7 protein-coding genes and 1 riboswitch are annotated in these 13,674 nt (G+C 65.7%); of the genes, 4 read left to right on the top strand and 3 right to left on the bottom strand.

Annotated elements, in window-relative coordinates; translation table 11 throughout:
* Nucleotides 1–64 precede the first annotated feature (64 nt).
* The gene (locus tag AC3WS4_RS20645) at nt 65–2,188 is read right to left on the bottom strand and encodes an alpha-glucuronidase (RefSeq protein ID WP_492737925.1); all 2,124 of its coding nucleotides are present in this window, start codon (nt 2,186–2,188) and stop codon (nt 65–67) included.
* 126 nt (nt 2,189–2,314) lie between these two features.
* Between AC3WS4_RS20645 and AC3WS4_RS20640 the strand changes: the two genes are divergently transcribed.
* The 3 genes from AC3WS4_RS20640 to AC3WS4_RS20630 are packed head-to-tail and all read left to right on the top strand — an operon-like array spanning nt 2,315 to nt 6,651.
* Nucleotides 2,315–4,723, top strand: a complete 2,409-nt coding sequence (locus AC3WS4_RS20640) for a glycoside hydrolase family 3 N-terminal domain-containing protein (protein ID WP_492737923.1) — start codon at nt 2,315–2,317, stop codon at nt 4,721–4,723.
* Nucleotides 4,724–4,752: 29 nt separating this feature from the next.
* A complete protein-coding gene (locus tag AC3WS4_RS20635) occupies nt 4,753–5,892 on the top strand; it encodes an endo-1,4-beta-xylanase (protein WP_492737921.1) in 1,140 nt (379 codons plus the stop codon).
* A gap of 30 nt (nt 5,893–5,922) precedes the next feature.
* Entirely contained in the window at nt 5,923–6,651 is a 729-nt protein-coding gene (locus AC3WS4_RS20630) for a DUF6445 family protein (protein WP_492737920.1), read from the top strand.
* Between the two features lie 56 nt (nt 6,652–6,707).
* Here AC3WS4_RS20630 and AC3WS4_RS20625 read toward each other — a convergent pair whose 3' ends face one another.
* Nucleotides 6,708–9,953 (bottom strand): TonB-dependent receptor, encoded by a 3,246-nt coding sequence (locus tag AC3WS4_RS20625; RefSeq protein WP_492737918.1) that lies wholly within the window; start codon nt 9,951–9,953, stop codon nt 6,708–6,710.
* Between the two features lie 230 nt (nt 9,954–10,183).
* On the opposite strand from AC3WS4_RS20625, the gene AC3WS4_RS20620 reads away from it, so the two are divergent.
* Nucleotides 10,184–11,686 (top strand): tryptophan halogenase family protein, encoded by a 1,503-nt coding sequence (locus AC3WS4_RS20620; protein ID WP_492737916.1) that lies wholly within the window; start codon nt 10,184–10,186, stop codon nt 11,684–11,686.
* A gap of 50 nt (nt 11,687–11,736) precedes the next feature.
* Here the strand turns inward: AC3WS4_RS20620 and AC3WS4_RS20615 are convergent, their stop codons facing one another.
* The gene (locus AC3WS4_RS20615) at nt 11,737–13,146 is read right to left on the bottom strand and encodes a sugar porter family MFS transporter (protein ID WP_492737914.1); all 1,410 of its coding nucleotides are present in this window, start codon (nt 13,144–13,146) and stop codon (nt 11,737–11,739) included.
* Between the two features lie 172 nt (nt 13,147–13,318).
* Nucleotides 13,319–13,537, top strand: a riboswitch (cobalamin riboswitch).
* Nucleotides 13,538–13,674: the final 137 nt, after the last annotated feature.

Genomic DNA, 13,674 nt, shown 5'->3' with positions numbered 1-13,674 from the left:
GCCAGCGTCCCTAAATCTTCTTTTCCGCCCGCGCTAGGCGAATATCGGGCGGGGTGCGGCGCGCTCATATGCCGGGCGCCTCGGGGAAGCGTTGGGCGCGGTACCAATCGAGCGAATGCGCCGGCGCGGCATGGCCCGCGGGCAGCGGACGCCGCGACAGCGACTGGAAATAGGCGATCGAGGCGTCGCGCCACCAGCGCGCTTCGGCCTGCTGCACTGCGAGCAGTGCGGCGACCTCGGAATGGCGCCGCGCGTCCACCAGTCCGTGCAGGCCGTCCCACCGCGCCGCCATCGCATCGACCCCGGCGACGCCGCGGTCATAGCGCGTGACGAGTTCGTCCCATACCGTCCGCCCGGTGCTCAGCCGGTCGTCCCAGCGCTTGCGGTGAAACCACAGCAACCAGGGCAGGGCAGGGTCGCGCTGATCGGCGTAGCGCTTCGCCAGCGGGGCGCGATATTGGGCGAGCGCGTTGCTGCCGGTCGCGGTGCGATCGAACCCGATCCCGTCGGCATCGGCGCGGTGGTAATAGATCGGGTTCCAGTCGGGGCGGGCCAGATCGTCGACCCACGGCGCGGGTCCATAATGATGGTCGCTGCCCATCAGATGCGCGAGGCCGAGCGGGGTCATAGTGTCGACCACCGCCTGGCGGCTCGGCATCATCATCGCCGCGACGGCGTCGACCAGTTGCGGGTCGGCGGCGAAAGTCTGCGCCGCCCATTCGCGGGCGATGGCGTCGGACGACAGGGTGGGGTTCCATGCCAGCCGGCCAAAGGCATACCAGTTGGCCTGGTCGAAATGCGACCCGCTCCAGTTGCGGTCGGACCCGATATTGGCGACCCCTGCGATCAGGCTGGTCGGACCGCCGGCCACGACCTCGGCGAGCGTCGCGCGCCCGTCCTTGCCCAACCCGCCGGTATCGAGCGCTTCCTCGAACAGCGGCGCCAGATAGGCGAGGTGGGTCGAGAAGCCGAGATATTCCTTGGTGATCTGCAGCTCGAGCCCAAGCTGCGTGTGCGGCATCGCGCCGAACAACGGACTCACCGGCTCGCGCGGCTGGAAATCGAGCGGGCCGTTCTTGACCTGCACGACGACATTGGCGTCGAATTGCCCGTCGAGCGGCTGGAACGCGTTGTAGGCCTGCATCGTGCGTTCGACCGCCGGGTCGGGATCGTAGACGAAGGCGCGCCAGATCACGACGCCGCGCTGGCCCACCGCGCGCGCCAGCATATTGGCGCCGTCGGCGTGGGTGCGGCCATAATCCTGCGGCCCCGGCTGACCTTCGCTGTTGGCCTTGACCAGAAAGCCGCCGAAATCGGGGATGGCGGCATAAATCTCGTCGGCCTTCGCCCGCCACCAGCGCTGGACGTCGGGGTCGAGCGGGTCGGCGGTGGCCAGCCCGCCCAGATCGCGCGGCGCCGAAAAGCGCGCCGACAGGAAGACGCGGATGCCATAGGGGCGCAGCGTATCGGCGAGCGCCGCGGTCTTGGCGATGAAGCGCGGGGTCAGGAAGGTCGCGGGCGCGTTGACATTGTTCACCGCGACGGCGTTGATCCCGATCGAGGCATTGGCGCGCGCATAGTCGGTCAGCCGCGGATCGACATACCCCGGCAGGCGCCACCATTGGAAAATCGAGCGCCCCGCATAGCCGCGCTCGACGCTGCCATCGACATTGTCCCAATGGTCGAGCATGCGGATCGCGACGCGCGGGGCGTCGGCTTGCCCCAGTTCGGCCAGCGGTGCCTGCTGCTGGATGTGGCGGAGCAGCGCGAAGCTGCCGTAGAGCAGGCCGATGTCGTCGTCGGCGGAGATGGTGATGCGCCCACCGTCGCGGTCGATGCGATAGGCGCCGGGCAGGGGGGGCACGTCGCGCTTTGGTAAGGCGGCTGCGCACGGTCGGTCGCTGCGGCACAATTGAAGGCCCGCAGGCGCATCGGCGGCGACCGCCAATGGATGATCAAGCCACACGCCAAACGCCCGTTCCAGTTCGCCGGTCGCGGTGTCGATCGTCGCGCTCGGCTGCGCATCGACCGATAGCCCGGGCGCGATCGTCGCGACTTCTGCCGCATAGGCGGGGGTGAGCGGGCGATAGCGCAGCCACAGCTCGTAGCCGTCCTCCGCGTGCGCCGGATGCGCCGCGAGCAACAGCAGCAGATATGCTCCCGACAGGATCGCCCCGACGCTCCGCATCCTTGTTGTTCACCCTCCCTGACGTTTTGCCATGGCTTGACAGCCACTGCCGCTTTCTTTCATGGTAGCGCTAACAATAGGCGTGGGGAATCGATCCGCGCAAGCAAAAATGGGAGAGACACGATCATGCGCATGACTTTGGCGGCCGCGCTTCTGGCCACGACGATGACCTTGCCGCTGACGCAGGTCATGGGCCAGCAGGCCGCCCCCGCATCGGCCGCCTCGACCGCCAAGCCCCCCGCCAATGCCCCTTATCGCGACGCTAGCCTGGCCGTCGATGCGCGCGTCGCCGACCTGCTCGCGCGGATGACGCTCGAGGAAAAGGTCGGGCAGATCATTACCCTGTGGGACAGCAAGGCCGAGGTGCAGGACGCCGACACGACGTGGAATCCGGCAAAGGCGTCGCGGAAATATCCCAACGGCCTCGGCCAGATCGCCCGCCCGTCGGATCGCAGCGGGCCGAGCAGCCCGCGCACCAACAAATTGCGCTCGATTCCCGAAAGCGTCGACTATGTGAATGCGGTCCAGACATGGGCGACCAAGAATACGCGGCTCGGCATCCCGGTGCTGTTCCACGAAGAGGCGCTCCACGGCCTCGCGGCGCGCGACGCGACGAGCTTTCCCCAATCGATCGCCATGGCCTCGACCTGGGACCCCGACCTGATCCGCGAGGTGAACAGCGTCATCGCGCGCGAGGTCCGCGCGCGCGGCGTTCCGTTCGTGCTGTCGCCGGTCGTCGATGTCGCGCGCGACCCGCGCTGGGGACGGATCGAGGAGACCTTCGGCGAAGATCCCTATCTGGTCAGCGAAATGGGGGTCGCGGCGGTCGAGGGGCTGCAGGGTAAGGGCGGCCCCGGCCCCCTCGCGCCGGGCAAGGTGTTCGCGACGCTCAAGCATATGACCGGCCATGGCCAGCCCGAAAGCGGCACCAACGTCGGCCCGGCGCCGATCGCCGAACGCACGCTGCGCGAGGATTTTTTCCCGCCGTTCGAGGCGGTGGTCAAACGCACCGGGATCAAGGCGGTGATGGCGAGCTATAACGAGATCGACGGCGTCCCCAGCCACGTCAACAAATGGCTGCTCGGCGACGTGCTGCGCGGCGAATGGGGCTTCGAGGGCGCGGTGGTCAGCGACTATTATGCGATCGACGATCTGGTCAAGCTGCACAAGATCGCGGTCGATTTGCCCGATGCCGCGCGCCAGGCGCTCGCCGCCGGGGTCGACAGCGACCTGCCCAACGGTGCGGCGTACACGACGCTCGTCGACTCGGTGCGCGCGGGCAAGGTCAGGGAGGCCGACATCGACGCCGCGGTGACGCGGATGCTGCGGATCAAATTCCTCGCCGGATTGTTCGAAAATCCCTTCGCGACGATGAAGGCGACGACGGTCACCAACGATGCCGAGGCGATCGCGCTGGCGCGGCGCACCGCCGACAAGTCGCTGGTGCTGCTCAAGAATGACGGAGTCCTTCCGCTCGTCCTGCCGACGGCGGGCGCGGCCGCCAAGCCGACCATCGCGGTCATAGGTCCCAATGCCGCGGTGGCACGGCTTGGCGGCTATTACGGTATCCCGCCCAAAACGGTGTCGCCGCTCGACGGGATCAAAGCGCTGGTCGGCGACAAGGCGACGATCGTCTACAACGAAGGCGTCAAGATCACCGAGAATGACGATTGGTGGGCCGACGAGGTCAAGCTCGCCGATCCCGCCGCCAACCGCCAGCGCATCGCCGCGGCGGTCGAGGCGGCGCGCGGCGCCGACCATATATTGCTGTTCATCGGCGACACCGAACAGACCAGCCGCGAAGGCTGGGCCGACAGCCATCTCGGCGACCGGTCGGACATCGATATCGTCGGCGAGCAGGAGGAGTTGCTCGACGCGCTGAAGGCGCTCGGCAAGCCGGTGGTCGTGGTCCTCGTCAACGGGCGTCCGCCCTCCTATCCCGGCGTCGTCGCCAAGGCCGATGCGATCCTCGAAACCTGGTACGGCGGCGAGCAACAGGGGCATGCGATCGCCGACGCGCTGTTCGGGCGTAGCAATCCCGGCGGGAAATTGCCGGTGACGGTCGCGCGCAACGTCGGCCAGCTGCCCTTTTTCTACAACCACAAGCCGACCGCGCGGCGCGGCTATCTGTTCGACGACAAGGCGCCGCTGTTCCCGTTCGGCTATGGCCTCAGCTACACCAAATTCACCATCGGCGCACCGCGCCTGTCGGCCCCTTCGATCGCCGCGGGTCAGCCGGTGACGGTCACCGTCGACGTCGCCAACAGCGGCGCGCGCGCGGGCGACGAGGTGGTGCAGGTCTATGTCCGCGATAGCATCAGCTCGGTCACCCGGCCGGTCAAGGAGCTCAAGGGCTTCCGGCGCGTCACGCTGAAGCCCGGCGAGACGAAGGCGGTGGCGATCACGCTGCCGCCCGCCGCCTTCCAGATGTGGAACGGCGCCATGAAGCGTGTGATCGAACCCGGCGATTTCGAAATCATGGTCGGCCCCAATTCGGCCGAGGTGCAGAGCGTCAAGCTGGTGGTGACACCGTGATCGATGCGGCGTTTAGTCGGCGGGAGGCGTTGGCGGGCCTGTCGGCGTTGTCGCTGACCGCCTGCGCGGGCGCCGCCGGGCTGACCACCGCCGCGCCGCCAGCCACCGGCGAAGGCCTGCACCGGATCGCGGCGCGCAAGGGACTGCGCTTTGGTTCGGCGATCGGTTATGGGGCGGAAGGGTCGGACAGTGGTTCGATCGGCAATCCGGCGTACCGAGCGATCGTCGAGCGCGAGTGCGGGCTGGTCGTCGCTGAAAATGAAATGAAGTGGCAGGCGATTCGCCCCGGCCCCGACCAGTATGACTTCGCCAACTTCGACGCGATCGTCCGCTACGCGAAATCGAAGGGCCTCGATATTCGCGGTCACACCCTGCTCTGGCATCGCCCGAAATGGATGCCCGAGTGGGTCAACAATTACGACTATGGCGCCCGCCCCGCGACCGAGGCGGCGCGGCTGGTGACCAGCCACATCGAGACCGTGACGCGGCGCTATCGCGGCGCGATCCACAGCTATGACGTCGTCAACGAATTGTTCGACGACCAGAGCGGCGCCTTCGTCGACACCTCGATGTCGAAGGCCATGGGCAGCCACGAGGCCGTCGTCGATCTCGCCTTCCATACGGCGCGCAGCGAACTGCCCGACGCCGAGCTCGTCTATAACGATTATATGAGCTGGGAGCCGGGCCATGCGAACCATCGCGCCGCAGTGCTCCGCCTTCTCGAAGGATTCCGCAAGCGCGGCGTGCCGTGCGACGCGCTCGGCATCCAGTCGCATATCGAGATGCGGACGATCGACCGCGCGACGGGTATCGGCCCCTATGACCTGAAAGAATGGCGTGCGTTTTGCGACGACGTCACGGGCATGGGCTACCGGCTGCTGCTCACCGAATTCGACGTCAAGGACAATGGCCTGCCCGCCGACCATGTCGCGCGCGACGCCGGGGTCGCCAACTACACCCGCGCCTATCTGGAGGTGATGCTGTCCTATCCGCAGCTTCGCGACATATTGGCCTGGGGCATGGTCGACAAGTTCAGCTGGCTGCAGGGTTTCGCCCCGCGCGCCGACGGCCTGCCGCAGCGCTGTTGCCCCTATGGCGACGATTACCGGCCGCATCCGATGCGCGCCGCGCTCGCCGATCTGTTCGCCGGTGCCGCGCCGCGCGCTTGACCCGGCCGCGATAGCCGCGACAACGGGCGCATGAACGCCGCGCCCGATTGCAGGCCCGCCGACGCCGCGGTCATCGACATCCTCGCGATCGGCGCCGAGCAGGTGCCGCTGATCCGCATCGACGGCGCGACCACCGATCCGCAGGCGCTCGTCGCTTTCGCCGCCGACGCGGTGGCCTTCGCGCCGGTCACGGGCAATCTCTACCCCGGCCTGCGCGCGCCGATGCCGCTCGCCTATGTGCGGTCGATGGTGGCGCGGCTCGATCCGCTGATCCGCCGCGTCCATCGGCTGGGGCCTGTGCGGCTGGTCCGCGCCGAATGTTTCTTCTCGATCGTCACGACCCCGGTGGCTGATCTCGTCCCGCTCCAGACGGTGCCGCATATCGACACCAGCGACCCGCTGCATTTCGCGACCGTCCATTATCTCTGCCCGCCGCATTTCGGCGGCACCGCCTTTTTTCGGCAGCTGTCGACGGGGTTCGAGACGATATCGCCGACCCGCGAAACTGCGTGGGACCGCGCGCGCGACGCCGCGATGCCCGCGCCCGGGAATCCCGCTTACCCGTCCCCCGATACGCCCGGCCATGCCCGCGTCGCCGCTATTCCGGCGGCGTTCGACCGGCTGATCCTCTATCGCAGCAACGCGCTGCATGCGGGCATCATCGATCCGGCGATCGACCATCCGGGCGATCCGCGCGCCGGCCGGCTCACCGCGACGATGTTCATCGCCTATCGGCCGGATTCGCTGTCGCGGACATAAGAAGGGCCGCCGCTTTCACAGAAAGCGGCGGCCCCCAAGCGAGGCGGGATGCGCCCCTAGAAGGTAAACCGCGCCAGGATCGTGAAGCGACGGTCGCTCATATACCATTGGCGCGGGACATATTGGATATCGCCGCTGCCGTTGAGCACCGCCGCTTCGGTCTTGGTCTGCGAGTTCAGGATATTCACCGCCTGAATGCCCAGCTTGAACTGGTCGGTGACGGTGACCGTCGCCGAGGCGTCGAGCTGGCCATAGGCGCGCTGGAAGATCGGATCGAACGGTGTGATCACGTCGCGGATCGTCAGCAGATAGCGCGAGCGCCAGTTGTACGAGGCGCGCAGCGACAGCGGGCCGATGTCGATGAACGGCGTGATGTTGATCGTATGTTTCGACAGTCCCTGGAGCGGGAAACTGTCGCCGGAAATCGCCGACTGGCGCCCCGCGGCGACATCGGGGTCGGTCGCCGACAGCGTCGTCTGCGGCACCCCCGACGATTTGACATAGGTATAGGTCGCCTGCAGCCCGAGTCCCGACAGCGGTCCCGGCAGGAAGTCGAAGACCTGCTGGTACGACACCTCGGCGCCGGTGACCTTGCCGGTGTCGGGCGAGTTGATCGCGGTCGTCAGCACCACCGGGAAGGTCGCGCCGTTGTTGGTCAGGTCGGTCGAAACCGTCGCGTTGGTCACGACATTGTGCAGCCGTTTGTGGAACATCGACAGCGTCACCTGTCCGACCTTGCTGAAATAATATTCGGCGGTGAGGTCGAAATTGTCCGATGTCGTCGGCAACAAATTGGGATTGCCCGCGGTGACCGTCGACTGGATCGTGAAGCTGCCCGGGATCGCCGCGCCGCTACTGTCGACATTCTGGTTGGCGCTGAGACCCGTGACGTTGAAATAGTTGCGCGAGAAGCCGAAGGGCGGGGCGAAGACGCCCTTGAAATAGCCGGCGCGGAATTGCAGCCCGCCGCCGACTTCGAGCTTCAGGTTCACGCTCGGCAGGAAATAATCATAGTTGGTCTTGGCGTCGATCGGCAGCAGCGCGCCGTTCAGATAGTTGCGTGCCTGCTGGCGCACCGCCGGGGTGAAGGTACAGAAACCCGTCGCCGGCTGCCCGGCGTTCGCCGCATCGATGCAAGCCTGTTCGCTGGTGATCGACGTCGGGTTGTTGGCGAACTGCTGGAACCCCTGCGAGGTGCGCTTGGTGCGCGTATACCGCAGCCCGACATTGCCGGTGAAGCGCATCCCGCTGCCGAATTCGCTGTCGAACTTGATCATGCCGTAAAGCGCCAGATTCTTGTTCTGCTGCGGATTGATCTCGCCCGGCTGGAACGGCGTACCGGCGACATTGCCGCAGCGATCGGCCAGCGAGTTCCACCCCGCATTGATCGTCCGGCCGTCGATGCCGCAGGTGGTCGTCCCCTGCCATTCGCGCGCGATCGCATTGGCATAGGCGATATAGGCGGCGCGGTCCTTGACCGTGTTACCCGAATAGAAAAGGCGGCCCTGGCCCGCGATCGGGTTGTTGGCGGCGCCGCGGAAGAAATTGGGATAGAAGACCTCTTCATACCCCGGCAGCGGTGCCCCGCCATTGCCGCCGGTCACGTTGTCGACATTGTCGTCGAACCACACCGGGCCGCCATTGCCCCATTGCTCGCTGAGCACGCCCCAATTGTAGATCGAGAAACGCGCGGTCTGCTCGGTGTCGGCATAGCGTCCGCCGACCTGCAGCGATTTCAGGAAGCCGCTGTCGGGAAAGGACAGTTCGGCGTCGACGCGGAAGGCGTCCTCGCTGCCATCACTCTGTTCCAGATGATCCATCGCCGAACGGTAGAAGCTGTTGAACGGATCGGTGAAGCTTTGGTGGCTGCCGGTGAAATAGGAGGGCGAATTGGCGGCGAAGCCGGGATTGCCCTGGCAGGGCGCGGGATCGCAATTCTGCGGCGGGATGAACTGCACGAATGGCAGGCCATGGCCATTGAGGTCGATCATCGCATCCTGATAGGTCGAGCCCCAAAGCGTATTGTCCTCGACGTCGCTTTTCGAATCGACATGCTGATAGTCGAGATTGATCGCGAGGTTTTCGCTGGGGGTCCAGCGCAAGTTCGCCGAATAATCGGTCGTCTTGATCCGTTCATAATGGTCGCGGCGGATATTGTTCGACTGCAGCCCCAATATGGGCGTGCGAATGTCACCCGTCGCATTTTGCTGGTCGGCGCGCCAGCCGGTCGGGCCGGTGATCACGCCATTTTCGAAGACGCCGCTGTCGTCGAATTCCAGCGAGGTGCCCGCGACGGCGCGCGAATCGCCATTGTTCGACACATTGTCGGTGGCGATTTCGATCGTATTCTCGCTCCACGCCTGACGCGCGTCGGACCGCAGGAACTGGAAGGTCGCCGCGAGCGTCCCGTCGTTGCTTTCCCACTGCGCGGCGGCCGAATAGCCATAGCGTTCGCGGTTGAAATTCTGGCGGCCGAGCACGGCGCCGCGCGGGAACAGCGCCGAGGGTCCCGCGGTCGCGCCGGCGAACGGTACGACGTCGGTGCGCGTCCCGTCCGAATAGGTGGTGCGCGGGCGGAAGCTGGAGATACCGATGCGATCGGCCTGCGAATAGAGTTGCGAATAGGAGGCGCTGGCGAGCAGGCCGATTTCGCCGATCCCGGTCGACCAGCGGTTGCTGATCAATCCCGAAAAGGTCGGCGCCGATTTCTTGACGAAATCGCCATAGTTGAGTTCGAGCGAGCCCGCGACGAGCAGGCCGCTCTGGTCGAAGGGCAGGCGGGTGCGCAGGTTGACGATGCCGCCGATGCCGCCTTCGATCAGGTCGGCCGACGGGGTCTTGTAGACGTCGACCCCGGCGAGCAGTTCCGACGGCACGTCGGCGAAGCTCAGCCCCGAACCGTTGCCGGCGCTGAACGCGTCGCGGCCGTTGAAGCGCGATCCGACATAGCTGAGGCCGCGGATGGTGACGCCCGATCCCTCGACGGAGAAATGGTCGGGATCGACGCCCGCCGAAAAGCGGTTGATGGTGACCCCGGGAATGCGCTGCAGCGCCTCGGTCACCGAGCGGTCGGGGAGCGCGCCGATATCTTCGGCGGTGATCGAATCGATGACGGTGTCGGCGTTTTCCTTGCGCCCCTGCGCGCTTTGCAGCGCGGCGCGGAAGCCGGTGACAACGATCTCGGGCGCGTTCGACGGGTCGGCGACCTCGTTGGTGTCGGTGTCCTGGGCAAAGGCCGGGGTAGCGATTATCGCGGAGGCGACGAGCGCCAGCGTCGAAACGCCCAGGCGAAGCCAGGGCACGTTGTGATTCGTGAGCCGAACGTCACGAGAAAACGTCGTTACAACAGGCATTTAAACCCCTCCCATGTCATGGGCCTTTTCGGCCTCATCGGGTTGCGCTGCCGAAAAGGTAGCGCTACCATTCACCTGTCATATGATATAGGTCGGGTTTCGACAAGCGGTGATTTGCCTTAGCGACGAATAGCGACGATCGTGTGTGATAAAAATGCCGACGTTGAAGGGGGAGTGCGATGGAAGCGACCAGGATTCAATCGATCGTCATCGTCGGCGGCGGCACCGCCGGCTGGATGACCGCGGCGGCCCTCGCGCGGATATTGGGCCCCGATTATGCCAGCATCACCCTCGTTGAATCGGACGAGATCGGCACCGTCGGGGTCGGCGAGGCGACGATCCCGCAGATCAACATCTTCAACCGCATGCTCGGGATCGACGAGGACGACTTCGTCCGCCGTACCAAGGGCAGCTTCAAGCTCGGGATCGAATTCGTCGACTGGGGCGGCATCGGCCAGCGCTATTTCCACCCCTTCGGCAATATCGGGGTCGATATGGGCGGGGTGTCGTTCCACGCCTTCTGGCAGCGGCTGCGCGGCGAAGCCGAATTCGCCGACGTCGAGGATTATTCGGTGATGGCCAAGGCGGCGCGCCACGGCAAGTTCATGCGCCCGACCACCGCCCCCGGCTCGCTGCTCTCGTCGATCGCCTATGCCTTTCATTTCGATGCCGGGCTTTACGCCCTCTATCTGCGCGAGCTGGCCGAGGGCAGCGGGGTCACCCGGATCGAGGGCAAAATCACCGGCGTGACGCGAAACGGCGAGAGCGGCCATATCGAAAATGTGACGATGCAGGACGGCCGCACGGTGGGTGGGCAATTGTTCATCGACTGCTCGGGCTTTGCCGGGCTGCTCATCGGCCGCGAGCTTGGCGTCCCTTATGTCGACTGGTCGGCGTTTCTGCCGTGCAACCGTGCGGTCGCGGTGCCGTGCGAACTCGGCGAAGACTTTTCCCCCTATACGCGCTCGACCGCGCGCTCGGCGGGCTGGCAGTGGCGCATCCCGCTCCAGCACCGTGTCGGCAACGGCCATGTCTATTGCAGCGACTATATCAGCGACGACGAGGCGGCGGCGGCGTTGCTCGCCAATCTGGGCGGCAAGCCGCTCGCCGATCCTCGCTTCCTGAAATTCACCACCGGCCACCGCGCGCGCTTCTGGGAAAAGAACTGCGTGTCGATCGGGCTGTCGGCGGGGTTCATGGAGCCGCTGGAATCGACGAGCATCTGGATGATCCAGACCGGTATCGCGCGCCTCCTGTCCAACTTCCCCGATGCCGGCTTCGAAGCCGCGAGCATCGACCGCTATAATCGCCTGATGGTCGAGGAGAGCGAGCTGGTTCGCGATTTCCTCGTGCTCCATTACCATGTCACGACGCGCGACGATTCGGACTTCTGGAACTATTGCCGGACGATGCCGATCCCCGACCGGCTCGCCGAAAAGATCCGCGTCTTTCAGAGCAGCGGGCGCGCCTTTCGCGAACATGAGGAATTGTTCAACGACACCAGCTGGTTCGCGGTGATGGAGGGGCAGCGGCTCGGCGCCCGCCGCTACGATCCCGTCGCCGAACTGATGCCGATCGAGCAGACGCGCGACCGGCTGCGCCAGATCAAGGCGGCGGTGACCGCATCGGTCGACCATATGCCGCGCCACCGCGACTATATCCGCGACCATTGCGCCGCATGAAAAAGGGGACCGGTCGCCCGGTCCCCTTTGAAGGCGTCGCTCGGACTCGCTCAGCCTTCCATGGCTTCAAGCTCCTTGCCCTTGGTCTCGACGATGAAGCGCTGGACCAGGAAGAAGCTGATCACCGCGCAAATCGCATAGAAGCTGTAGCTCACCGCCAGCCCCAGCCCGACCGCCATGATCGGAAAGGTGAAGGAGATGAGGAAGTTGGCGAACCACTGAAAGAATCCGCACACCGCCAGCGCCGAGCCGCGGATCTGGTTCGGGAACATTTCGCCCAGCATCACCCACATGATCGGGCCCCAGCTGAGGTTGAAGAAGATCACGTACAGATTGGCCGCGATCAGCGCGAGCGTGCCAAGCGACGACGAGAGCTGGAGCTTCCCGCCGGCATCGAGCGTGCCGTTGGCAAAGGCATAGACGAGCGCGAACAGCGTCACCGCCATGCCCGCCGACCCGATCAGCAGCAGCGGCTTGCGGCCGATGCGATCGACGAGCAGGATCGTTCCGAAACAGGCGGCGATCGACACGATCCCCGACACGATGTTGATCTGCAGCGACTGGTCCTCGGTAAAACCGGCGAGCTGCCACAGCGTCGCGCCATAATAGAAGATCACGTTGATCCCGACGAGCTGCTGGAACACCGCGAGCAACAGCCCGGCCCAGACGATCGGCCGCACCCCGCCCTTCACCGGATCGAATATGTCGGACAGGCGCGGGCGATGGTCGGCGCTGAAACTCGCCTTGATCTCGTCGACCTTGGTCGCGGCGGCGGCGGCGCCGAACAGGCTGGTCAACACCTTGCCGGCCTCTTCGACCCGCCCCTTCGACACCAGATAGCGCGGGCTTTCGGGAATGAAGAACAGCGCGACGAGAAAGACCGCCGCCGGCACCGCCTGCATCAGGTACATCCAGCGCCACGCCTCGATCCCCGCCCAATAGGGCGCGGTCGATGCTCCGGCGCTGGCGGCGAGGAAATAATTGACGACGAAGGCGGCGGTCAGCCCGGTGATGATCATGATCTGTTGCACCGTCGTCATCCGGCCGCGGATATGGGCGGGGGCGACCTCGGAGATATAGGCCGGCGACAGCACGCTCGCGGCGCCCACCGCCATGCCGCCCATCATCCGGGCGACGACGAACAGCGGCTGGGCATGGGCAAAGCCCTGGATCAGCGCGCCGATGAGGAACAGGATCGCCGACAGGATCATGACGTTGCGGCGCCCGATCGCGTCGGCGAGGGTGCCGGCAAGAAAGGCGCCGACAAAGCAGCCGATCAACAGCGATCCGACGGTGAAACCGAGCCCCGCCTCGCTCAGGGAGAACGCCGACCGCAACCCGTCCTGGGTGCCGTTGACCGCCCCGCTGTCATATCCGAACAATAATCCGCCGATCGTCGCCACCGCGACGATCGCCGTAATGAGCGCCAGATTGGTCTGGCCTCGCGACGCTGTGTTCATTCACCTCTCCCAAGGTTCTGTTATGGTAGCGCTATCATGAAGGGCAAGCCGCGCGCGCGCAAGCCCCATTCACGCCGCGGCGGAACGCCTGTCCGCGACGGCGACCGCGATAAAGCCGATTGCGAAAGCGCGGCATTGCTCTATGGGCTTGCGCCGCGGGGGCCTGGCCCCCGCAAGATCGCGCCGGTGCCCGAAAGGGCTTAAAACGGGAACACGGTGAGAAGGCCCGGCTCGGGCTTTCGACTCCGAGGCTGTCCCTGCAACTGTAAGCGGTGAGCGCGATGCACCGGTCCGGACTCCTTGTCGGGGCCAGCCACTGGGGCAACCTGGGAAGGCGTGCATCAAGCTGTGACCCGCGAGCCAGGAGACCTGCCAGCGCACCGGTCGCTCTTGCCTTGGTCCAGGGGATGGTCATGGCACGGTAATCCTCCGTCTGAGCGACGACCTGTGCGGCTGGGGCCGCATCGGTGCGTGGTGACGGAGCGACTTGTGCCCGCCCTTCGCCTGCACCGACCGGTTCGCCGGTAC

The organism is Sphingopyxis sp. EU05-FHT14B03 (assembly GCF_058790875.1).
This window is presented reverse-complemented; position numbering and strand designations above follow the sequence as displayed.